This window comes from Bacteroides sp. 51 (assembly GCF_010500965.1).
In the GTDB taxonomy this organism is placed as follows: Bacteria; Bacteroidota; Bacteroidia; order Bacteroidales; family Bacteroidaceae; genus Bacteroides.
Window position 1 is genome coordinate 81,528 of sequence record NZ_QVMI01000015.1, and the last position, 22,184, is coordinate 103,711.

14 protein-coding genes are annotated in these 22,184 nt (G+C 46.1%); 5 read left to right on the top strand and 9 right to left on the bottom strand.

Annotated features, from left to right (window positions below; genetic code table 11):
• Window positions 1-74: 74 nt before the first annotated feature.
• Entirely contained in the window at window positions 75-1,253 is a 1,179-nt protein-coding gene (locus D0T87_RS12400) for an ATP-binding protein (protein ID WP_163175451.1), read from the bottom strand.
• A gap of 155 nt (window positions 1,254-1,408) precedes the next feature.
• On the opposite strand from D0T87_RS12400, the gene D0T87_RS12405 reads away from it, so the two are divergent.
• A complete protein-coding gene (locus D0T87_RS12405) occupies window positions 1,409-2,602 on the top strand; it encodes a hypothetical protein (RefSeq protein ID WP_163175452.1) in 1,194 nt (397 codons plus the stop codon).
• Here D0T87_RS12405 and D0T87_RS12410 read toward each other — a convergent pair.
• Window positions 2,588-4,045 carry a glycoside hydrolase family 10 protein gene (locus tag D0T87_RS12410; protein WP_163175453.1) on the bottom strand — a complete coding sequence of 486 codons (1,458 nt, stop codon included), beginning with the start codon at window positions 4,043-4,045 and terminating at the stop codon, window positions 2,588-2,590. The two genes, D0T87_RS12405 and D0T87_RS12410, sit on opposite strands and share 15 nt — an antisense overlap.
• Before the next feature lie 112 nt (window positions 4,046-4,157).
• Here D0T87_RS12410 and D0T87_RS12415 point away from each other — a divergent pair, with 112 nt between their 5' ends.
• Genes D0T87_RS12415 through D0T87_RS12425 form a run of 3 tightly spaced genes read left to right on the top strand, consistent with a single transcriptional unit; the run spans window position 4,158 to window position 6,321 of the window.
• A complete protein-coding gene (locus D0T87_RS12415; RefSeq protein WP_163175513.1) occupies window positions 4,158-5,597 on the top strand; it encodes a carbon starvation protein A in 1,440 nt (479 codons plus the stop codon).
• A complete protein-coding gene (locus D0T87_RS12420) occupies window positions 5,594-5,839 on the top strand; it encodes a hypothetical protein (RefSeq protein ID WP_163175454.1) in 246 nt (81 codons plus the stop codon). The genes D0T87_RS12415 and D0T87_RS12420 overlap by 4 nt, the downstream gene beginning before the upstream one ends.
• On the top strand, window positions 5,836-6,321 hold the full coding sequence (locus D0T87_RS12425; protein ID WP_163175455.1) for an outer membrane beta-barrel protein: 486 nt from the start codon (window positions 5,836-5,838) through the stop codon (window positions 6,319-6,321). Before D0T87_RS12420 ends, D0T87_RS12425 begins: the two co-directional genes overlap by 4 nt.
• Before the next feature lie 174 nt (window positions 6,322-6,495).
• Here D0T87_RS12425 and D0T87_RS12430 read toward each other — a convergent pair whose 3' ends face one another.
• The 4 genes from D0T87_RS12430 to uvrA all read right to left on the bottom strand — a co-directional run bounded on the left by D0T87_RS12430 (window position 6,496) and on the right by uvrA (window position 15,034).
• Window positions 6,496-7,587, bottom strand: a complete 1,092-nt coding sequence (locus tag D0T87_RS12430; protein ID WP_163175456.1) for a hypothetical protein — start codon at window positions 7,585-7,587, stop codon at window positions 6,496-6,498.
• A gap of 12 nt (window positions 7,588-7,599) precedes the next feature.
• Window positions 7,600-9,384 carry an HSP90 family protein gene (locus D0T87_RS12435; RefSeq protein ID WP_163175457.1) on the bottom strand — a complete coding sequence of 595 codons (1,785 nt, stop codon included), beginning with the start codon at window positions 9,382-9,384 and terminating at the stop codon, window positions 7,600-7,602.
• A gap of 1 nt (window position 9,385) precedes the next feature.
• Entirely contained in the window at window positions 9,386-11,815 is a 2,430-nt protein-coding gene (locus D0T87_RS12440; protein WP_163175458.1) for an SEL1-like repeat protein, read from the bottom strand.
• Between the two features lie 444 nt (window positions 11,816-12,259).
• Window positions 12,260-15,034: an excinuclease ABC subunit UvrA gene (gene uvrA / locus D0T87_RS12445; protein ID WP_163175459.1), complete on the bottom strand. Its 2,775-nt coding sequence runs from the start codon at window positions 15,032-15,034 to the stop codon at window positions 12,260-12,262.
• Between the two features lie 250 nt (window positions 15,035-15,284).
• Here uvrA and D0T87_RS12450 point away from each other — a divergent pair, with 250 nt between their 5' ends.
• Complete coding sequence (locus D0T87_RS12450) at window positions 15,285-16,778, top strand: glycoside hydrolase family 10 protein (protein WP_163175460.1); 1,494 nt, start codon at window positions 15,285-15,287, stop codon at window positions 16,776-16,778.
• Here the strand turns inward: D0T87_RS12450 and D0T87_RS12455 are convergent.
• Genes D0T87_RS12455 through D0T87_RS12465 form a run of 3 tightly spaced genes read right to left on the bottom strand, consistent with a single transcriptional unit; the run spans window position 16,775 to window position 21,877 of the window.
• Window positions 16,775-17,323, bottom strand: coding sequence for a chromate transporter (locus D0T87_RS12455; RefSeq protein ID WP_163175461.1), 549 nt, complete (start codon window positions 17,321-17,323; stop codon window positions 16,775-16,777). The genes D0T87_RS12450 and D0T87_RS12455 overlap by 4 nt on opposite strands.
• A 37-nt stretch (window positions 17,324-17,360) precedes the next feature.
• Window positions 17,361-17,912, bottom strand: a complete 552-nt coding sequence (locus D0T87_RS12460) for a chromate transporter (RefSeq protein ID WP_163175462.1) — start codon at window positions 17,910-17,912, stop codon at window positions 17,361-17,363.
• Between the two features lie 2 nt (window positions 17,913-17,914).
• Window positions 17,915-21,877, bottom strand: coding sequence for a two-component regulator propeller domain-containing protein (locus D0T87_RS12465; protein WP_163175463.1), 3,963 nt, complete (start codon window positions 21,875-21,877; stop codon window positions 17,915-17,917).
• Window positions 21,878-22,184: the final 307 nt, after the last annotated feature.

Sequence of the window (22,184 nt, forward strand, 5' to 3'; positions counted from 1 at the left end):
TACATTTATATAATCTACTTAAGTATCTCCTCTTTCTCCCTCTCCTTTGGAGAGGGCCGGGGTGAGGCTGGCCGCTAGTATAAGAATCCGAATATCCAGAGAGGGATTTGATTGCCTCTTCCTATCTCCATCTTATGCAGGGCATAGATGGTGTCCGGATTGTTCTTTATCTTTTGTCCTTCGCAGCAAATCTTGAACGGTATGTTCTCGTTTACCAGGAATGACGTGTTTTTTTCTCCTTTATAGAGTTTATGATCCTTGTACATGGTGTTGAGGAAGAAAGTGTCCAGCACATCTTGTTCTTCTACACTTACCGGATAGATGGAATACATCAGATTGGTATTATGCATCATGATCTTTGCCGGTTTCTTAGGGAATTCTTCTCCCACAGGATATATCATATTGATCAACCGGGCATCGGCTAGGTATTTGATATAATTCATCACCGTAGCCCGTGAGGTTTGTATGTCTGTAGCCAACTGACTTACATTCGGTGCTTTAGGCCCATCTACTGCAAGCAGATAAAGCAGTTTCTTTATCTTCGACAGATACTTCAACTCAATCTGTTTCAACAGAAGGATATCTACCTCGACCATCATGTTCATGGTTTTCAGCAGGTTCTCCGAGAAGTTGCGTTTCTCCAGAAAGAACGGATAAAACCCATGATGCAGATAATCCTGGAAGTAGTTTAACGGGCGCACTTTAGACAATACACCGCGGGCAATTTGCTCATGGTTATTTAGTATCTCGTCTAGTGTGTAGGCCCGGAACCGCATACCGGTTTGCAGATTCAGAAACTCGCGAAAAGAGAATCCACGCAGATTGTAGCTTTTTACAATATCACGAAGTTCAATGTTCTCTTCCTTCAAACGCATGACTGAAGAACCGGTAAAGACGATTTTCAGGTTTGGATATTTGTCGTAACATCTACGCAGCTCCATGCTCCAGTCGGGATGCTTGAATACCTGGTCAATCAACAGTACCTTTCCGCCTCTTTTCTGGAATTCCCCGGCAAACTCAACGATGGAGTTGGCAGAGAAATAGAAGTTATTCATATTAATGAAAAGGCAAGACCGGTCTGTCCCGAATTTCTCTTTGGCGTATTGTAACAGGAAAGTCGTTTTACCCACACCTCGCGTACCTTTAATACCGATGAGGCGGTCGTTCCAGTCAATCTCGTCCATAAGGTCGCGACGTACAGGGGCGTTGGTATGTTCAACGAGATAAGCGTGTGTACGATAAAATGCTTCCATATCTCCTTCTTTTTTCGGCAGGCAAATATAACCCTTTTTTTAGAAATTGCAAAGTAGAGATAGCAAAATCTATTTTATTTAGTGCAGTTTATGTTGTTGTTTCATATTTTTATGTATGTTTGTAGCGAATCCCTTTTTAATACGACAAAATTGGAATGAGAAATAAGGTTTTTTTGTTTAATCCAGATCATGATCTGGCTTTAGCCAACCATGACGTTAATTATATGCCTCCCGCTTCCGCCCGCCAATTTAGTGCTGACTTAGCTATTTTCCCCGCTTGGTATGCCGGTGGACAGCATATGGTATTGGCGCCATCTGCCTATAATCTGACTTTCCTGAATGAAATGCGTGTCCGGTTTCCCCGTCTGGCTTCTTTGCTTACCGAGGTAGAAGTAGCTATGACATTGGATGTTGATTACATTCCCTGGGGTTGGGACCCGGCTGTTCATAAGCGTTTCATACAATTAGGCGTTCCTTTGCGTTCTTTGCCCTCTCAGGAGCAGTTGACGTTGATCCGGGAGAAGTCTCACCGTTTGCAGGCGGTAGAGCTACTTAAACGTTTGCAATTCAGCCATTGTTGTGGTGAGTCATTCTATCTGACGGAGTTGGGGAGGTTAAAAGAATTTGTAGAAACCCGTACGGCTTGTCTGTTGAAAGCTCCTTTATCCGGTAGCGGAAAAGGATTGAACTGGTGCAAGGGAGTGTTTACCACGCATATCAGCGATTGGTGCAAGAATATCATCAGGCAGCAGGGTGGAGTAGTGGCCGAGCCTTTATATGATAAAGTCATTGATTTTGCTATGCAGTTTTATGCTTATGCCGATGGACAGGTACGGTTTTCCGGCTATTCGTTCTTTCATACAACGAACAGTGGGGCTTACGATGGCAACTTGTTGGCTACAGATGATGAAATTGAAAGCCAACTTATCAAATATATACCCTTCAAGGTGCTTGACGAGGTGCGGCATGCGCTCGAAAAGGAATTGTCCGGGTTGATTGATGGCGTTTATGTGGGATATCTTGGGGTGGACATGATGATCTGCCGGTCTTATGATGCGCTTGAATATCGTTTGCACCCCTGCGTAGAGATCAACTTGCGTATGAATATGGGCATGGCGTCACGCATTTTCTACGACAACTATGTGCAGATAGGGAAAAAGGGCGTGCTTAAGGTTAGTTATTATGCTTCCAGTGAACAGCTGCAGGAAGAACATAAACGCATGGTGGCCGGGCATCCTTTGGTACTGGAAAACGGACGAATTGTAAGAGGTTATTTGTCACTTGTTCCTGTTACTCCACGGGCAAAGTATGGGGTATGGGTGCTGATTGACGACTCAACGGCTTTCTAATTGTACTGCTTCGCTTTCATTACCGTAGCGGTCTACAGCGGTTACGGCAAAGTATTTACAGGCTTCCCAGAAATATATAGGAGCGTGTACATAGCTATTCTTTTTAATTCGCTGGGCAATGATGTGTTCCGGGTTTGAGATATCTACCGGATAGCTGTTGGAACCGTATATAATATAGTATGGCTCGTTCTGTTCATCATCATCGGTTGAGGCGTTCCAGGTTAAGGTGGTATAACCTCCTTGTACACTCATTTTCAGGTCTGTGGGTGTGGTAGGAGGGGTGTTGTTAATCCACGGCATAGGTGGCTGCAATGCCTGATGGATATAAAATTGTTCGTTTAGTTCGTCATATAGTCCCTGGGTATTGTTCATCAGGAAGCCTACACGGTAGTATGCCTGTCCGGCCAGTCCGTTGTTTCGTATGAAATAGATTTGCCGTTCGATTTCTTCCCGCGTCCAGTTGCCTTCTTTGGGATCGAGGAAGTAGATGCCTAACCCCGGAATGATATGGCGCCCGTTACTCCGCTCTTGCCAATCTAAAGCATAGGGGTAGAAGTTATTGCCCCGGAAATACATCATGGGATAGATTTGGTCCACAATGCCCTCGGCCAGCCACTTTTGCACATCCTGATAGACGGTGTGGTAGGCGCTCCATATGTTAGATTGATAACGTGCCGTGTTCCGGTATCTGCCCACGGGACTGCTGCTGAATTTTACCCAGGGTTTCCGGTCTTTTATACCTTTATATATATAGCGCACGATTTCCGTGAGGTTGTCTCTACGCCATTCATCAAGTTTTTTTCCTTTACCATAGCGGAGGAACTCTTTCCTATCGGGGAACTTGGGTTCGTTCTCGGGGTAGCGAAGATAGTCGAGGTGTATTCCGTCGATATCATATCGGGTAACGATTTCTTGTGCCAATTGCATCAGGTATTGCTTTGTTCCGGGGGTTCCGGGATTCAGATACCATTGCTTTTTATGCTGTACGCATATACCGGGCTGTTTTCGGGTGACCGATTCTTTGCCTAACCCTCTGACTTGTGCTGCACTGCCCAGCGGTATTCCTACCATCCAGGCATGACACTCCATGCCTCGTTTATGGCACTCTTCAATGGCAAAGGCCAGTGGGTCATATCCGGGATTTTTACCGACAGTTCCTGTCAGCATGGCACTGAATGGTTCAATGGATGAGGGGTAGAAAACGTCTCCACGGGTACGGGCCTGAAACAGTATGGTGTTGAAGTTGGCGGCGTAGAGTTTATCCAGTATGGCGATGAGTTCTTCTTTCTGCTGCCGGATGCCCGCCGGGGTATTTGCCTTGCTTTTGGGCCAGTCAAGGGCATAGGCTGTGGTGATCCATGCGGCGCGCACTTCATGTTTTTGCTGTGCAAATGCGGAAGGGAATATCAAAAACAGTGATAATGTAATCAATAGGTGTCGCATGGAGCTTTTTTGTTTTTTTATTTTAGGCAAAGGTAGTAAAACAGCTTGTATTTTTGTGTTATTTCGTATGAATATGCTACTTTTGTCTCTTGTAAAACAAGAGAATCCGATCATGATTACATTTACCATCTGCCTTTTATTGCTTATCGCGGGCTACTTTGTCTATGGTAAGATTATAGAGCGTATTGCTCATCCTACAGATAAACCCACTCCTGCGCTTCTGCATCCTGATGGGGTCGATTACATTCCTATGCCCAGATGGAAGATCTTTATGATTCAGTTTCTGAATATTGCAGGTCTTGGTCCGATTTTCGGGGCGATTATGGGTGCGCAGTTCGGTACGGCTTCTTATATCTGGATTGTGGTAGGTACGATCTTTGCGGGTGCAACGCACGATTATTTGTCGGGTATGCTCTCGCTGCGTAATAATGGTGAGACACTGCCCGATACGATTGGCCGTTATCTGGGAGTAAGTACGAAGCAGGTGATGCGTATATTTACCGTTGTGCTGTTGATACTTGTAGGCGCTGTATTTGTTTCCGGTCCGGCAGGCTTATTGGCTAATATGACGCCTAAGCATCTGGATGCTACGTTCTGGATCATTGTGATCTTTGTTTATTATATATTGGCTACCTTATTGCCGATAGATAAGATTATTGGCAAGATCTATCCTCTTTTTGCTGTATCCTTATTGTTTATGGCTGGCGGTATTTTGTTTATGCTTTTCTGGTATCACCCGCAATTGCCTGAGATAACGGAAGGGTTGGGCGAGAACTATACCGGCTTGTCCATCTTTCCAATGATGTTTGTGTCTATTGCCTGTGGAGCAATCTCGGGTTTTCATGCTACGCAATCGCCGCTGATGGCCAGATGCATGACGCACGAGAAGCAGGGACGCCCCATCTTCTACGGTGCAATGGTTGCCGAGGGCATTGTAGCCTTGATCTGGGCTGCTGCTGCCACGTATTTCTTTAAGGAAAATGGTGTAAGCTATATGGAAGACGGAAAGGAGATTCTTTATACCGGGGCGGATGTGGCTTCTAAGATATCTAAAGATTGGTTAGGACAGTTTGGCGGACTGCTTGCCATTCTGGGGATTATCGCTGCACCGATCTCTACGGGTGATACGGCGTTACGTTCTGCCCGCATCATGGTGGCGGATATGTTTAAGGTTGAGCAGCGAACGATTTCTAAACGACTGATTATAAGTATTCCTATTTTCCTGGCTACGATGGCAATCTTGCTTTTCAGCCTTAGCGATAAGGAAGGATTTAATATTATCTGGCGTTATTTTGCCTGGTCCAATCAGGCCCTTTCCGTGTTTACGCTATGGGCTTTGACGGTGTATCTGACAAGGCATAAGAAGCCTTACCTGGTGACTCTTATCCCGGCGTTGTTTATGACTGCCGTTTGTGTAACCTACATCTGCGTGGCGCCGGAAGGGTTGGAACTCCCCGAAACGGTATCTTATCTGATTGGCGGAGTGTGTGTGGCGGTGAGTATTGTGTGGTATGTAGTCTGGAAAAAAAGATATAATACAAAAAAGATATGAGAAAGAAGATAAAGAAGTCAACCTGGATGACCTTGGCATTATTTATATATGTAACTACGATGGCGGTTTATTTCCTGCCACGCAATACGGAAATTAGTGATACGGAGAAGTACGTAACCCTCGGCGCTGCGTATGTGATTGTACTTGCTCTTTGGTTTGTACTGAAGAAAAAGGAGCAGGCACAGGAGCGTCGTAAAGAAGAAGAGGAACATTATAACAAACTAAAAGACAAACAAGAATGAAAAAGTTAATTTTTAGCCTTTGCCTGTTATGCGTAACCATGGCAGCACAAGCACAATTTGAACAAGGAAAATGGATTGTTAATCCTTCGGTGACTGGGTTGAATCTATCGCACAGTAAAGCCGAAGATACCCAGTTCGGTATCAATGGCCAGGTAGGGGCTTTCCTTATCGATAATGTGGCATTGATGGTTTCAGTAATGGGGCAATGGAACGACGCGTATGATGCGTATGGAGCAGGTGTCGGTGGACGTTATTACTTTCACAAGACCGGTATCTACCTCGGTGCAGGATTAGAGGTAGCTCGCTTGAAATTAGATGGATTCGGATCTGATACCAATTTCGGAGCATCGGCCGAAGCCGGATATGCGTTCTTTATCACAAAAACTGTAACGATAGAGCCTGCTGTTTATTATAACTGGAACTTTGATAACAGCGACTTCTCTAAATATGGATTGAAAGTCGGATTCGGAATTTACTTCTAGACCCAGCCCCGGCCCCGGCCTCGAGGCGGCCAGGTGCGGCAAGCCGCGTTTATAAAAAGTGCCGGTAGCATTTGATCTGAATGCTACCGGCATTTCTTTTAAATGCTACTAGTATTTGAGCCGAATGCTACTGGCATCCGAGTGAAATGCTACCGGCATTTGGAAGAAGGTAGGTTACTCTCCTTGTTTTAGTGCTGTAACCCGCTTTACATACGCATCACAACTATTTCTTTTATCAAATCTCTCTGCCAGTTCCAGTGCTTCCCAGTAGAAATGGTTTCTTAAACTGGCTACCTCATAAACTCCCGTAGAGGAATGCAGCTCAAATTCAGCAGGAAGCTCCAACGTGATGGTTTCTTCTCCCTGAAGATTATTCAGCCCTTCTACAAAATAGGAGTAAAAGTCATATTTACTATAACAATCGCTCTCTAATGCCCAGGGTAGATACCGCTGAATGTACTTATACATTTTATCTTTATCCTTATCGGACAGGTAGGCGATTAACATTCCGCCATACGACATCAGGTTCGGATTCTCTCTCTGTTCTTCCATTTCAACCTCGCCTTGTTTAAACAATTCGGCAGCCAGTTCATGTTTTCCGTCTTTCTGAGCGTAATATAATAAGGTGCAGAACGTACGTGCAGGAACCTGAGAGCAGGTTTCGACAAAGATTTGTTTGGTGAGCAACGGTTGAGCGCGGTTATAAGCCTCGTCAAAGTTGCCGGTACTCAGATAATAGTCCAGTTCATAGTCGAGCGTGCAGGCCGGACAATTATCCACATTGTCCTGGGGCTGTTCATTGCGTAGGGTAAGATACTCTTTTGCTTTCTCGATTTGTTCGATGGAGAGCGCTTCCGTGTAAAGGCGGTCGTAATATGCTCGCAGACCATGCCCGTTGCGGGTAAGCCGCTCTTTGAAGTCGGCAAGGATGGCCTCGATTTGCTCCATAGATACGTCCGGGTTCTGATACATGGCTCCCAGCACCCATTTATACTCCCAAAGGAAATCGTTTTCGTCGAACCAATCCGGATGCTCTTCATAGGCGTTTAATATCCAGGTGAAGTTCGTCACCAGTTCGTTGTCCGAGGGCAGGAAATAACATTCGCGCAACAGTTGCATGCGGATATCGTATCCCCATTCTACATCATCTTCGTTGTCTGCAATAGCGGCAGCTTCTTTCAATAACCGTATCTTGTCTCTGGATGTCAGGCTCTTATCGTTATCAACCTGATATAATCTTTTCTGGATTTCTAATGTATATTTCATATCTGATCGTTTTTAGTTTTCGTGAATAAGTCCCAGGATATCGTGCATCCCCATCGTTATGAGGCGATAAAGCGAGGTGTTGAACAGGTGCATTCCTTCATCGTTTACCGGATATTTACCCAGGAGTAGCGATTGTATATAGAGGATATGGACAATGGATTCGAAGACGGTGGTGTTTTTAATTCCTACCAGGTTCCTGACCAGCTCGTTGTTCATATTCATGCACAATGTAGGCATTGTTTTTTGTACCTTTTTAGGAGCGAACGCTCCCAAAGCTGCGCTCACGGGGTTGCTTCCTTTTTTGCCGGTGTCCGGTTGGGTTTTCTCGCTTGCCACGTAAATCACCGGCGTGTCTTCGGGGGTGAAGAACTTCAGTTGGCAAATGCATCCCATCGGTTTAAGCAGTTCGTTGCAAAGGGCTTCAAAGTCGGTATACTCCGGATGGTCCGCGTATGAAACGTCCTTAAAGCTACTCAGGATATAAGAAGGAGAAATCTTTTCCAGCTCAAAGTCGAATAGCTTGGCGGCTTTCTTCAATAGTGTCTCATCGAATGTATAAGCGGCATTGATAACGAGCATGCCTTGCGAGGAGGCGATTCTTCGTATCTGTTTGAAATCATCCAACACCGGCGTATAGTACACGGTTGCCCCACTATTGCGGATGCTTTTAAAGTTGCGCGTGCCTTTGTTGGTTTCAAAGGGAAGCGTGTCCATAAACAGCGAGAGCATTTCGTTGTCCTCTGCGGCGATGGCCTTTATATGCAAGTAGTGCGTCTCCAGTATTTTATGGAAGAGGTCCGGGTTTGTTTGCACTACTTTCTTGAGGTACTCTTTGAGCGCCGTTCCTATTTCGACGGAGGCTTTCTGTAGCTCTTCGTTGTTCACCAGCGACTCGCGCGAGGCGGTAGAAGATAGCGTTTCTACATTCAATATACACTTCACAAAGAATGCCCAGGAGGGAAGGAGGTTGCAGTCTTCTTCACTGAGTAGCATACGTTTGAGGTATATCTTGTGCGTGAGCTTGCCGGAAAACTGGGTCTTAAAAGGAAGAATATAGATGGTCCCCCTTATCTTTCCGCAGTCCGTCTTTATGGGAAAGGCATCGAGGAAGGAGGAATGAAACTCTTTTCTGCCGGCGGCCAGCAACTCTTCCCGGCTGGCGTTTGACTTTAGCCACACCGGGTCGGATTCGTTTACCTGCTCGCGCACCTCTCCCTGGGCAAGGAAAATAGGGTGGGGCAGTGCGTTGCCGTAAAGTCTGAGGTTACGTTTGAGGCTTTCGTACTCAAACAAGTGCCTCCATTCATTCTTTGGCGTAAGTATAACCTTCGTACCGATGGGCAGGCTTTCGTCTTCGATGATGGTGGTTTCGTATGTACCGTCGGCCTTTCCACACCATCGGATGGCCTGTTTATTCATGGCCGAGCGGGTTTCGAAGATGATGTCGTTACTTACCACGAAACAAGACAGTAGCCCGATGCCGAACCGTCCGATGAAATCAATCGAAGCGAAAGAGTCGCGCTTGGAACTCTCGCCGATCACGGTAAGCACCTGGTGGATATCGTCTTCCGTCAGGCCAATACCATTATCCACGAAGCTCATGGTTCCGTCGTCGTGGAGGGTTACTTCTATTTTCCCTTCAAAAGATTCGTCCAGGCTGCGTATGGCGGTAATGGCATCGATGCCGTTTTGCAGCAATTCTCTGATAAACGTATTCGGGTTGCTGTATATATGCTCCGAGAGCAATGAAATCATTCCTTTCAGGTTGACCTGAAACAAGTGAGTCTTATTCTCCATCTTACTTTCTGCGTCTCCTTCCTGTAATCTTTAGGGCATCTTCGTGTCCGTTATCTGCTGCCAGTTCAAAATATTCCATTGCTTTATCTTCGTCCGGTTCCACTCCTTTTCCCACCAGGTAGCAGTTGCCTAGCTCGAACTGGGCGTTGGCGTAATCGCTCTCGGCGGCTTGTTGAAGCAGGGCGATGCCTTCTTCGATGTTGGGCGTGCAGCCCTCGCCGTTCAATAGCATTTTGCCTTTGAAGTATGTGGCAGCCGTATGTTCGTAGCCTGCCGCATCGCTAAACCAACGGAAGGCTTCTTGCATGTTTTCTTTGGTTCCTGTGCCGTGATAATAGCAAACGGCTACGCTATACATGGCCCGTGCATATCCATCTTCGGCGGCTTTGAGGTAGTATTTAAAGGCTTCGGGTTCGTTTTCTTCTACACCAAAGCCGTAGTTCAGGCAGTCGCCCAGACCTTGATTGACGTATCCTTGTTCGGCGGCTTTCAGGTAGTACGGATAGGCTTTTGCCTCTTCGTTGATTTCGTCGTAGTCGTACAGATAGTAGTTTCCTACTTCGAGCAAGGCGTACGGATATTCCTGTTCGGCGGCTTTTAAGAACCATTTGAGTCCTTCGGCATTGTCGGAGGGAACATCATCGTCCAGGCCATACATATAGTAATATCCTACTTTGTATTGGGCGTAAGGGTACTCTTGTTCGGCTGCCCGGAGCATGTATTCCAGTGCTTTTTTGTTATCGGGTTCTACGCCATATCCTTCTTCGTAGCATACGGCCAATTCGGTTTCTCCCTTAGCCACCTGGTTGTCGGCTGCCAGTTGCAGGTAGTGGATGGCTTTGTCCGGGTCTTCTTCCGTTCCGATTTCGTGGCGATAGCAGCGTCCCACGAGGAAGTATGCATATGGATACTCTCTTTGGGCGGCCATTGCGGCATATTCGAATGTTTTCTGTGCATCGGCTTCTACACCGTTGCCACTATCGTACATCAGCGATAGTTCTACCATGCAGTAGGCCGACCCCATTTCTACGCCTCTGTTGTAGTATTCCAGTGCTTTTTCGGCGTTCTCTTCTCCGGCATAACCCACCAGATGGTAGCGTCCGGCCATTTCTATGCCATGTATGTAGTTTAGTTCGGCGGCTTTTTCGTAGCATTGCAGGGCGGTTACGTAATCGCTTTCTCCATCGTTGAGTACGCCTTCCTCGTATAGTTTCCCCAGACGGTATGCGGCTTCTCCTTCGCCTTTGTCGATGGCTATTTTGAGCATAGCAACGCATTGGTCGATGTCTTTTTCCACTCCGTTGCCGGTATAGTATAGGTTGGCTTTGGTGATATAGGCGTCGGGGTATTCTTGTTCGATGGCTTTGTCCAGATAGAACAATCCCTTCTCTGTGTCTTTCATTTCTTCATTGTACAGAAAGAGGTTGGCCAGTTGATAGGCACTGTATGCATCGTTGTATTGATAGCCCTTGTAGAGCCAATGTATGGCGCGTTCATTGTTCTGCCACTCCTGGCCGGAGTTGTAATAGCAGAAGAAGAGGCTGCGTATGATATCTGTTTGTCCGGTTTTGAAGGCGTCTTCCAGTAGTTTTAGTCCGTCTGGCTGGGATGCTCCTTCTATCAGGTTGTTGTAGTAGAGGATGCCCAGGCGTGTGAAGACAAAGTGGCTACAAGAGTTTTCCAGTACTTTCTTATAATAGGTTGCAGCCGATTCCGGCTCTTGGCTAAACTCGAATAAGTAACCATAAAGCTCGTATACCAAGCGGCTGACGTCGGGTGTCAGTTCTTTTTCCGTAAGGGGTTGGATCAGGCTGCGTGCTGCGTCCGGACCTTCTTCGCGCAGGATGATGTGCGCTTTGTATACCGTGGCTTTTTCTTTGGCTTCGGGCTGGGTGACGTTGTTGATGGATGCCATACCTGCTTCTTTATCGGGTTCGCCGAAGAGTCCCAGGTATTTATAATATCCCCAGATGATTTGTGCGGTTTCATCGCCCCGGTTTGCTGCTTCTTCCAACAGGGGCATGAGGATGGAGGTGTCGCCGTATCCTCTGCGTGGATGGAATTGTTGCAGGGCTTTTTCGATAAGCGCCTCGGTGGAGTGGGGGGCGAAAGCATCGAATAGTTGGTTGATCTTTTCCCAGTAAAACGCATAGTCGTCGTTGCTGAGGTTTACACTGGCCAGGCCATCGTATGACTTGAAGATGAGGTGAAAGTATGGATTGGTAATCCCGGTGTCGAACCCCGACTGGATGGCGTGTTCCAGTATGGCCAGTGCTTCGAACCAGATGGCTGGTTGCATAAGCTGCTCGTGACTGAAACGGGTTAGCAGGTTTTCTTTCCAGGAATTGTCTGTGGAGAATCTTTCATAACTTTGCTGATAGTAGGCTTGTAATGTATCTCCTTCTTTAATGAATGATGTAAAAGTATCCATGTTTTTTCTTTTGTTTGTTTGAATTAGACAAGGTTGCAAAGATAGCAGACTAAAAGGATTTATTATAATTTGTAGTTGGTTTTTAATTGCAAAGGTTTTGTGGTGATCCTGGGAAAGTTGCTCAGTGATGCTGAGAAGGTTTCTTGGTGAGGATGAGAAAGTTTCTGGGCGAGGGTGAGAAAGTTTCGCGGTGAGGGTACGGTTGCTTTAAAGTATTTCTGGTTGGTTTTGAGTATTTGGGGTTGGTTTTACGTTATTTCAACCATCCACCCCCTGCCCCCGCCAGCGGGGGATAGGCTGCGCTACACAGTGTCTCCGCAAGGTATCCCCCGCTGGCGGGGGCAGGGGGTGGATTTGGCGTAGTATAGAATTAATTCATTTCCAATCCGTTTTACGTATTTCCCTCCCGTAACCCCTAACTTTAATGCGTATCGCCCTACACAATTAAGAAGAAAGTTTCTCCTTCAAAAATTGCCCGGTATAACTAGCACCACAAGCGGCAACTTCTTCGGGCGTACCGGCAGCGATCAGGTTTCCACCTTTATCACCGCCTTCGGGACCGAGGTCAATCACATAATCGGCACATTTTATCACATCCATATTGTGTTCAATAATCACGATAGAATGCCCGCGGCGGATTAACGCATCGAAAGCCTCCAGCAGTTTGCGTATGTCATGGAAGTGCAATCCGGTGGTTGGCTCATCAAAGATGAACATCGTAGGATCGGCCTTCTCCTGACTCAGGTAATAGGCCAGCTTAACACGCTGGTTCTCACCACCCGATAGTGTAGAAGATGTCTGCCCCAACTTGATATACCCCAGTCCGACATCCTGCAACGGCGTGAGCTTTTTAATAATCTTCCTTTGCCCGTGTTTGGTGAAGAACTCAACCGCCTGATTGATTGTCATATTCAGTACATCATAGATGTTTACCCCGTGGAATTGTACCTCCAACGTATCCGTCTTGAAGCGTTTGCCGTGGCACGATTCACATTCCAATACCAGGTCTGCCATAAATTGCATTTCTACCGTCACCGTTCCATCGCCTTTACACTCCTCGCAACGTCCGCCTTCGCTATTGAAACTGAAATATCCGGCACTGTATCCCATCTGTTTGGATAGAGGTTGGTCGGCCCACAGTTTACGGATCTCATCGTAAGCCTTAAGGTAAGTTACCGGATTGCTACGGCTCGACTTTCCGATAGGATTCTGATCTACAAACTCTACGTTGCGCAGGTTTCTCAAATCTCCGCCGATGCTGACAAACTCTCCCGGACGATCACTACATTCATCCAATTCCCGTTTCAGTGCGCGGTAAAAGATATCGCGTACAAGCGTACTCTTGCCCGAGCCGGATACACCAGTCACTACGGTCATTACATTCAGCGGGAATTTCACATCCACCCCTTTCAGGTTATTCTCGCGCGCCCCTTTAATTTCAATATAATTATTCCACGGACGGCGAAGCTCGGGTACGGGAATCACCTCTTCTCCAAGCAGATAGCGTACCGTGTGGCTGTTGCTTCCCTTCTTTAGGTCGTTCATATCCCCCTCGTAAACAATCTCACCACCCAGTCGTCCGGCATTCGGACCTATATCAATAATATAATCGGCAGCGCGGATAATTTCCTCGTCATGCTCTACAACGACTACCGTGTTGCCTAGCTCCTGCAACTGGCGAAGCACATAAATCAGCCGGTCCGTATCGCGGCTATGCAACCCGATGCTCGGCTCATCGAGGATATACAAACTTCCCACCAGGCTGCTACCAAGCGAGGTAGCCAGGTTAATGCGTTGGCTCTCACCACCGGATAGCGAGTTACTCAGCCGGTTTAACGTCAGATAGCCCAGCCCGACATCAATAAGGAACTTGATGCGGCTGTTTATTTCGGTCAGGATGCGCGTGGCAACGGCCTGGTCATGGTCGTCCAACGTCAATGTATCGAAGAATGTTTTAAGATCAGTGATCGGCAAGTCTACCAACTCACTGATGTTCTGTCCTCCCACGCGTACATAACTTGCTTCCGGTTTCAGGCGGGTGCCGTGGCACACGGGACAAAGCGTCTTTCCCCGGTAGCGTGCAAGCATTACCCGATACTGAATCTTATATTGATTCTCTTCCAACATCCGGAAGAAGTCGTTAATGCCATGGAAATATTGATTCCCTTCCCAAAGCACCCGGCGTTGCTCATTCGTAAGCTCGTAGTAAGGCGTGAATATCGGGAAATTAAACTTATCGGCGTTATGTATCAGTATATCCTTGTACTCACTCATCTTCTCGCCACGCCAGCACATCACCGCACCGTCATAGATAGATAGCGAACGATTAGGCACCACCAGATGCTCGTCAATACCGATCACCTTCCCGAAACCTTCGCATTTCGGGCAAGCCCCCACCGGAGAGTTAAAGGAAAACATCTGATCGTTAGGCTCCTCGAAGGTAATGCCATCTGCTTCAAAAGTGGTACTGAACGTGTGCAACTCTGTATTTCCGTCGGGCAGGTAAAACCGCAACATACAGATTCCGTTACCCTCGTACATGGCTGTCTCCGCCGAATCGGTTAACCGGCTGATTGCATCTTTGGTGGTATCCACCGCCATACGGTCGACCAAAAGATACACCGTATCTTCTGCTTTTGGCTTGTAATCTTCAATGCGCACCATCTCGCCATTCACCTCAATACGGTTAAAACCCTGTTTCAGGTCGATGCCTAATTGCTGCTTTAACGTCCGGCCTTCGGGAAGGCGGAAGGCGGTGAGCACCGTATATCTTGTACCTTCCGGATAGGAAAGCATGCAGTTTACAATATCTTCAATACTATGCTTCTTCACCTCCTGGCCGCTTACCGGACTGAATGTCCGGCCGACGCGGGCAAAAAGCAGGCGCATATACTCATAAATCTCCGTGCTGGTACCTACGGTAGAACGCGGATTCCTGCTGCTTACCTTTTGTTCGATAGCAATGGCAGGCGGAATACCTTTAATAAAGTCGCACTCCGGCTTGCTCATTCGCCCGAGGAACTGCCGGGCATAAGAAGACAAACTCTCCACATAGCGCCGTTGCCCCTCGGCATACAACGTGTCGAAGGCAAGTGAAGATTTACCCGAACCGGAAAGCCCGGTGATTACAACCAATTTATTACGTGGGATGTTTACATCAATGTTCTTCAGGTTGTTCACCCGCGCCCCTTTGATGCTTATATATTTACTCTCTGGCATATTTAGAAGTTAGAAGTTAGAAGTTAGTAGCTAGAAGTTAGAAGTAAGAAGTAAGGTCAATGAATACGATGCCGCATGGATTGGGCAAAGCCTAGCTACTAACTTCTTACTTCTAGCTTCTAACTTCCAGCTACTGAAAAACATGCAAAGTTACTATTATTTAGCCAAATTGATAACTCTTAATCCTAAATAAACCTTTATCTTTGTTACCCTCAACGACTTAAAAACTTAAAATCTCAAAAACTTAAATATGCGTTATTTGGCTCTTACTTTTGCTCTGCTTTTCGCCTTTGTTTCGTTACAGGCGCAGACAATCCACCCTAAACGTGAATTCCGTGGTGCCTGGATACAAGCTGTGAATGGACAATTCCGTGGTATTCCTACCGAAACCCTGAAGTCGACCCTGACCGATCAGTTAAATTCCTTACAGGAAGCCGGCATCAATGCCATCATATTCCAGGTCCGCCCGGAGGCCGATGCACTATACAATTCGGCTCATGAGCCGTGGAGCCGCTTCCTGACCGGTGTACAAGGCAAAGCCCCCAATCCGTATTGGGACCCGTTGGAGTTTATGATCCAGGAATGCCATAAACGCAACATGGAACTGCATGCCTGGATCAATCCGTATCGTGCCAAGACGAATACCAGCGTCCAGTTGGCTTCTACGCATATCTATAACATACATCCCGAACGGTTTATCGAATACGACAACAAACTATTCTTTAATCCGGCGCTGGCCGAGAACCGGGCGCACATCTGCAAGATCGTTTCGGATATTGTGTACCGCTATGACGTAGACGGCATTCATATGGATGACTATTTCTACCCTTACCCGGCCAACGGCGCGGATTATCCTGATGACGCGAGCTTTGCAGCTTACGGACGTAGCTTTACGAACAAAGGAGATTGGCGCCGCAATAACGTAAATGTACTCATCAAAGAGATTCACGAAACCGTTCGTAAACTGAAACCCTGGGTAAAGTTTGGTGTCAGCCCGTTTGGAGTATACCGCAACCAGAGTAGCGATCCGTTGGGAAGTAATACCAAGGCTTTGCAGAACTACGATGACCTGTATGCCGATGTGTTGCTGTGGGCTCGCGAAGGTTGGATTGACTATAATATTCCCCAGATTTATTGGCATGTCGGACATCCGCAGGCCGATTATCAGGAGTTGGTTAACTGGTGGGCACGTAATGCCGAGGGGCGTCCATTATTTATCGGGCAGTCTGTGCCTAATACAATAAAGAGTCCGGACCCCGGTAATCCGGAAATAAACCAGTTGCCGCTAAAGATGAAGTTACAGCGCTCTTTCCAGACCATTGGCGGTAGCTGCCAGTGGCCAGCCAGTTCGGTGGTGAATAATGAAGGACGGTATCGTGATGCTTTAGTACAGGAATACCATAAGTATCCGGCTTTGCAACCTGTCTTTGATTTTATGGATGGCAAAGCTCCCGGTAAGGTGCGCAAGGTAAAAAGCGTTTGGACAGAAGATGGATATATGCTTTTCTGGACAGCACCGAAGGATAAAGGTGAAATGGAGCAGGCTACTCATTATGTGGTGTATCGTTTCGATAATAAGGAGAAGGTAAATATTGACGATCCGTCGCATATTGTGGGTATTACACAGAATACATTCTATAAACTGCCTTACGAGAACGGGAAAACAAAGTATCGCTACGTTGTAACGGCACTGGATAGATTGCAGAATGAGTCGCGTAGTGTAGCGAAGAAAGTGAAACTTTAATATACTACCAACCCAACCAATCCGCAGGCGATAATCATCAATATTGGATTTATTTTAAAACGATAAGTTCCGATAAATGCTGCAAGGAAAAGAACTACACTGATTATAAAAGAATACATATCCTCTGCTGGTGAGCCAAAGTTTTCGGTGTTCATCAGCACAAGGGCGGCGGCGGCTAATAACCCCACGATGGCCGGGCGCAACCCCTTAAAAATTGACTCTACCACCGGATGTTTCTGATATTTAAGAAAGAACTTGCTGATGGTCAGCATCAGGATAAATGAAGGCAGCGTTACGGCAAATGTCGCAACCACCGATCCCCAGACACTTCCGGTTGCGGCAAACCCTACATACGTAGCCGAGTTTATTCCTATCGGGCCTGGCGTCATCTGGCTAATGGCTATAATGTCTGTGAACTCTTGTGCCGAGAGCCATTCATGACGGGTCACCACCTCTCCCTGAATAAGCGAAAGCATGGCATATCCACCACCGAATCCGAACAATCCGATTTTAAAGAACGCGTAGAATAACTCTAGATAAAGCATGAATGAATTATGAATTATGAATTATGAATTAATATCTTTAATCCTTACTTTTAAGCTTTGATCCCCATCGTCCCCAAACATAGCCGCCAACACCTGCCAGTACGATAATCCAAATCGGAGAGAACCCCAACAGCCAGATAAGAAGTGCGGAGACTATAGGAATCCATATCGTATACCTGTTTATCCTGGCCGATTTAGCCATCGTAAATGTGGGTGCCGCTATCAGAGCAACAACTGCCGGACGCATACCTTTAAATATACGCTCTACAATCGTATTATCTTTGAAATTATGGAAGAACATGGCAATAGCCAGTATAATAACAAACGAAGGTAACACTGAACCCAGAGTAGTGACAAGACTGCCACGGACACCTTTTAACTTGTAGCCCACAAAAATAGATATATTGACCGCGAATACACCGGGAGCCGATTGGGAGATAGCCAACAGATCAAGGAAATCTTCCTGCGCAATCCACTTCCGCTTGTTCACGATCTCATTTTCTATCAAGGGTACCATAGCATACCCACCGCCAATCGTAAAAGTCCCGATCTTACAAAAGATGCCGAATAGTTCAAGATATATATTCATGCCTATCCTTTATACTTACTAGGGCTTACTTTGTATTGCTTTTTGAATACTTCACGGAAATACTTCGCATCGCTGAATCCGGTTTTCTCGGCTACTTCCGTTACGTTGAGCTCACCCTCTTTTAATAGTTCCGCGGCCTTGGTCAACCGGATATTGCGTACATAGTCGCTTGGCGAGAGATCCGTCAGCGCCTTAATTTTATTGTACAGACTGGTGCGGCTCATATTCATGTCCGAAGCCAGCAGATCAATATTGAACTCCGGATTCTCCAGATTATCTTCTACATATGCTTTCAGTTCGCCAATGAACTTCCAGTCAATATTGGTAGAACAGTTGTTGCATGCTTCTTCTTCGGTTTCCTCAATCTCCAGGTTTGCATACCTGTTCCGTAGCATAGCCCTGTTGGTCAGGATGTTGGCTATGGTTGCTTTTAGGATACTAATATTAAATGGCTTGATGATGTATTCATCGGCTCCGGTGCGAAGCCCCTTGATTACATGTTTCTCATCATTGAGAGCCGTTAGTAAGATGATTGGAATGTGCGACGTTTCGAGATTGTTTTTCAGGATCTCGCATAGTTCGTCGCCCCGCATTTCCGGCATCATAATATCCGAAATGATCAGGTCGGGCATGTATTCCTTCACGATAATAAGCGCTTCCCTACCGTTCTCGCAGGTCTGAACCGTATATTCCTCGGATAAGGTTTCTTGCAGGTAATTGCGCAATTCATCATTATCTTCAACAACCAGAATCTTTTGTCCGCTTTTGGGCTTTTTGCGGTTGGCAATGCTATTGAAAGTTGCCGTAGCAGCTTCTTCTGCCACTTGTGGGGCAACAGGTTTTGGAGCCGAGAAGTCCATGTGCGCTTTCTTGTAATGGTCGTATCCTTTAGGGAAAGTAACTCTGATGGTTGTTCCTTTACGCTCTGCGCTGGTCAGACTGATCTTTCCTTTGTGGAACTCAACCTGTTTTCCTACCAGAACCATGCCTAGGCCGCTTCCGGTAACTTTGGAGTTAATGGCGTTGCTGGCACGGAAGTGCGACTTGAATATTTTCTTTTGTTCGTTTGCCGGTATGCCGATACCTGTATCTATAACCGTCAGTTCCCAACTGTTATTGGATTCTGAGGCATACACCTTCACGCTGCCGCCTTCGTTTGTATACTTCAGGGCATTAGATATGATGTTTTTGAATACGGATTCCATCTTTTCCTTATCGAACCATACATTCAGGTAGCTAAAGTTGCTTTCATACGTCAAAGATACTTTCTTAATCTCGGCAAATGAATGGAACGACTGGATGATTTCGCCCATGAAGGTATTCAACTCATATTCGGCAATATACAGGTCGGAGGAGTATAAATCCATCCGTTCGAAATTAATAAGGTTTGTTGTCAGTCGCAACAAGACATTTACATTCCGGATGGCTGTGTTCATATTCCGCAGTCCGGATTCACTCAGGTGTTCTTTACCCTGAATCTCTTCCAACGGCGCTTTGATCAGGGTTAGCGGCGTACGGATGTCATGTGCCGTATTAATAAAGAACTGGAATTTATCATTCGCTACCTTGCGCTGCTTTCTCATATAAAGGAGCCGGGCGGCTGCAATAATGGTTAATCCGATAACAAATAGATAGAAGATGAATGCCCATGTGCTTTTCCAGAGGGGTTGAGCCACAATGATTTTCATGCTACGCTCTTCGATAATCTGCCTGTTCTCGTTGGATATGGCACGGATATGCAGTGTGTAATTACCAGGTCCGAGATTGGTGAAACGGATAACGTCCTCCTGTCCCGGGCGGCTCCAACTATCATAAAAGCCTTCCAGCTTCCAGGAATATAGTGTATTGGAAGGGTAATCATAATTAATGGATGATACCTTTAACGAGAATATATTCTGGTCTGAATTTAACTTTAATATCTCCGTTTCGTTGATATCTTTTTCCAGGGGCGAGTTGGCATCCAGTGGGTATACGGATTCGTAGAACAGTTTGAACTCGCTGAGATACATTTTAGATTTATAGTCTCTGGGTAGCTGCATTTCCCTGCTGAATTGCACGGCTCCATCGCTACTACCGAAAATGAACTTCCCCTTATTAGTCAGGGCACCGGAGTTGGAATTGAAATGATTGGTCTTTAATCCCTGCTCCTTCGTCCAGTTATGGAAGTCGTTATCCCTCGGATAAAAACGGGTTAAACCACTTTCCGAACTGAATATAATGTTGTCTTCCTGATCGGTAAGTATGGTGTATATATTGTTAGACAGCAGTGCGCTATTGTTCCTGTGGAAGTGAAAGAAAACCTCATTGTCCAGGTTGTAAACAAGTAACCCGGAACCGTTCGTTCCTATGTATAGTTTATTGTCTTTGGTCTGACAAAGCGAATAGATATACGTAGACTCGATGGGAGTGATAATCCGCTTGGCTTCTCCTGTGGTCTTGTTTAATAGGAAAAGCCCTTTGCTGGTACCAATCCACATATTATCCTTGTCTTTTTCAAGGATGGTGGTAATGGAATTTAGATGAGGATATAACTGTATTTCCTTTTTTATATTATCTATGCGTTTAAGATTGTAGTAACCTCCCATCCACAAATAGCCTTGACTGTCTGTCCGGATGGATTGAATATATTTATCGGGTTGCTTAGGCGGATTCTTATAGGTGTTCAATGAAAACACTGAAATGTTTTGTGTTTTCTTCTCTATTGTGTAGATCGTAGAACTGTATCCACCTACGTAAATAACGCCGGGTGTGGCTTCGCAGATCGACAAATATGCATGATTATGCTCTTCGGTTGAAGATGTGTTGAAGGAGCTAAGGTATGATTTCCACTGGCCGGTTTTGGTGTGGTACAGGCTTATACCATTGCTGGTTGCAAACCACAGGTCGCCTTCGTGGTCCTCGATGATTGCGTTTACACGGTCATTGATTAACGATTGTGTGTTGCCTATGGAGTGTTTTATCCACTGATAATGCGAGTAGCGGTCATCGCGTACGGTAATACCAATGGGGTAGTTGGCCAACCAGATTCTGCCGGTCGAATCAATATATATGTCATTAATATTATTGCCGTTCATCATATTGTTCTCGCTGTAATCGGCAACAATATACGGCATTGTTTCGTGGGTTTTGATATTTACTTTGAACACCCCGGCTCCGTCGGTAGCTATCAGGAGTTCTGTGTCATTCAGGGGTTTAATGCGCGTAACGGTCATATCGGAAATCCCGACCTGGAGTTTCTTATAGTTCTTAGCCGTCAGGTCGAATACGTATACTCCCCGTTGGAATGTACCTATAAATAGCTGATTGGATGGTTGATCCAGGTATAACTCGTTTATTTGCAGGGTTAGGCTGTCTATATTAGAGAATTCGGCAAGGTTGAGTTTGTCGTCACTAAGCTCCATATAGCGTATTCCGTTTTCCGTACCCACAAAGAAGTGTCCGTCATTGTGCTGAATGGCGTAGGTGATTGAACTTCCCAGTTCGTTGGGAATTCGGGTGGTGTTCTGGCTTTCGGGGTTAAACCTGTAAATGATATCGTCTCCGCAAAGCCATATTCCATTCCGATTGTCGATGAAGCTGTAGGTAACCGGGGTAGGGTCGTTGCTATCGGTGTTCGGAATTTGGTATGCTATTTCAAAATCGTCATGCCGCGGATTGTATTTGAATATCCTTCCTTTTTTACCGATTTGCCATAGCCCTCCTTTCTGGCCGATGTAGAGCCAGTTGAGGTCTTGAAGGGAGCTTATTTCTTTACCATCCAGGGAAAGGGCGTAGTGTTTGAATTCTTTTCCATCGTACCGGTCAATTCCTTCGTGGGTGAGAAACCACATGAAGCCGTCTCTATCTTTCTGAATAGAGTAGACTCTTCTACTGCTTAGTCCACTCTCGACACCAATATGTTTGTAGTGCTGGGCAAAACAAAGGGTGGAGTAGGCCAGTAAGAACAGAAAGATAAACTTCTTCATATATAATAGAAACCTGGGTTGTATGATGCCCGACAAAAATAGTAAAAATAAATTTGATTACAAAACTTTAAGGTTTCTTCTTAAAAAGAGGACTTGCGCAATCGGTTGCGAAAATTAAAAAGGGGCTATGTTATATTTCTTTCTTCTACTTCTTCCGGTAGGTGGGATGGTGTAAAAACTCCCCTTTCGTCATTGCTTCACCTACGGTTCGCAATGACAATATCCACCCCCTGCCCCCGCCAGCGGGGGATACGATGCCGCAGGTATCCCCCGCTGGCGGGGGCAGGGGGTGGATATTGTCATTACA

Excerpts from the sequence above, each read along its gene's own strand:
- D0T87_RS12400 (WP_163175451.1), bottom strand. The coding sequence starts at position 1,253 with ATGGAAGCATTTTATCGTACACACGCTTATCTCGTTGAACATACCAAC.
- D0T87_RS12405 (WP_163175452.1), top strand. The coding sequence starts at position 1,409 with ATGAGAAATAAGGTTTTTTTGTTTAATCCAGATCATGATCTGGCTTTA.
- D0T87_RS12410 (WP_163175453.1), bottom strand. The coding sequence starts at position 4,045 with ATGCGACACCTATTGATTACATTATCACTGTTTTTGATATTCCCTTCC.
- D0T87_RS12415 (WP_163175513.1), top strand. The coding sequence starts at position 4,158 with ATGATTACATTTACCATCTGCCTTTTATTGCTTATCGCGGGCTACTTT.
- D0T87_RS12420 (WP_163175454.1), top strand. The coding sequence starts at position 5,594 with ATGAGAAAGAAGATAAAGAAGTCAACCTGGATGACCTTGGCATTATTT.
- D0T87_RS12425 (WP_163175455.1), top strand. The coding sequence starts at position 5,836 with ATGAAAAAGTTAATTTTTAGCCTTTGCCTGTTATGCGTAACCATGGCA.
- D0T87_RS12430 (WP_163175456.1), bottom strand. The coding sequence starts at position 7,587 with ATGAAATATACATTAGAAATCCAGAAAAGATTATATCAGGTTGATAAC.
- D0T87_RS12435 (WP_163175457.1), bottom strand. The coding sequence starts at position 9,384 with ATGGAGAATAAGACTCACTTGTTTCAGGTCAACCTGAAAGGAATGATT.
- D0T87_RS12440 (WP_163175458.1), bottom strand. The coding sequence starts at position 11,815 with ATGGATACTTTTACATCATTCATTAAAGAAGGAGATACATTACAAGCC.
- uvrA (WP_163175459.1), bottom strand. The coding sequence starts at position 15,034 with ATGCCAGAGAGTAAATATATAAGCATCAAAGGGGCGCGGGTGAACAAC.
- D0T87_RS12450 (WP_163175460.1), top strand. The coding sequence starts at position 15,285 with ATGCGTTATTTGGCTCTTACTTTTGCTCTGCTTTTCGCCTTTGTTTCG.
- D0T87_RS12455 (WP_163175461.1), bottom strand. The coding sequence starts at position 17,323 with ATGCTTTATCTAGAGTTATTCTACGCGTTCTTTAAAATCGGATTGTTC.
- D0T87_RS12460 (WP_163175462.1), bottom strand. The coding sequence starts at position 17,912 with ATGAATATATATCTTGAACTATTCGGCATCTTTTGTAAGATCGGGACT.
- D0T87_RS12465 (WP_163175463.1), bottom strand. The coding sequence starts at position 21,877 with ATGAAGAAGTTTATCTTTCTGTTCTTACTGGCCTACTCCACCCTTTGT.